The organism is Actinomycetota bacterium, from assembly GCA_030682655.1.
GTDB lineage: Bacteria > Actinomycetota > Coriobacteriia > Anaerosomatales > JAUXNU01 > JAUXNU01.
Genome location: JAUXNU010000035.1, coordinates 1 through 1,118 on the forward strand (window position 1 = coordinate 1; position 1,118 = coordinate 1,118).

Annotated in this window: 1 protein-coding gene; it reads left to right on the plus strand. The window is 64.7% G+C overall.

What is annotated here, in order from left to right:
- Positions 1-1,118, plus strand: a 1,118-nt coding sequence (locus Q8K99_02040; GenBank protein MDP2181336.1) for a class I SAM-dependent DNA methyltransferase, incomplete at both ends; no start/stop codon positions are given.

Genomic DNA, 1,118 nt, shown 5'->3' on the forward strand with positions numbered 1-1,118 from the left:
AAGGGCGCGAGTTACTACGAGCTGTACCAGCAGCGCGCCGCGGACAACATCGGCGAGCTCATCAACATCGCGCTCGACGCCGTAGAGGACGCCAACAAGGCGAAGCTCGATGGCGTGTTCCGCAACATCGATTTCAACAGCGAGGCGAATCTCGGCAAGACGCGCGACCGTAACCGTCGCCTCAAGATGCTCCTCGAGGACTTCCACAAGCCCGAGCTCGACATGAGCCCCGGCCGGGTTTCCGAGGACGTCATCGGCAACACCTACATCTACCTCATCGAGCGCTTCGCGGCCGATGCGGGCAAGAAGGCCGGCGAGTTCTACACACCCCACGCTGTCTCCGAACTCGTGGCTAAGCTCGCCGCGCCCGAGTCCGGTGACGAGATCTGCGACCCGGCATGTGGCTCGGGCGGTCTTCTTATCGAAGCGGCACGGACGGTGGGGGGCAGCGATTTCGCGCTCTACGGCATGGAGGCCAACGGCTCGACGTGGGCACTCGCCCGCATGAACATGTTCCTCCACGGGGCGGACAGTGCGCGCATCGAGTGGTGCAACACGCTCAACAGCCCCTTGCTCGTGGAGAACGACCGTCTCATGCGGTTCGATGTGGTGGTGGCCAACCCGCCGTTCTCGCTGGACAAATGGGGTGCCGAGGAAGCTGCGAACGACCGCTACAACCGCTACTGGCGGGGCATCCCGCCCAAGAGCAGGGGTGACTGGGCGTTCATCACCCACATGGTGGAGGTCGCGCGCGAACGTGCGGGCCGGGTCGCGGTGGTCGTCCCTCACGGCGTCCTCTTCCGCGGGCAGGCCGAGAAGCGCATCCGGCAGCACATGATCGAGGAGAACCTGCTCGACGCGGTCATCGGGCTTCCCGGCAACCTCTTCCCCACGACCGGAATCCCGGTGGCGATCCTCGTGTTCGACCGTTCCCGCGAGAAGGGTGGCGCACGCGAGGACTGCACCGACGTCGTCTTCATCGACGCCAGCAAGGAGTTCGCACCCGGCAAGAGCCAGAACACGCTCACGCCAGACCAACTTACGCGGATTGTGGAGACCTATCGGACCCGTGCCGCTGTGGACAAGTTCTCCTATGTCGCACCGGCCGAGGAGATCGC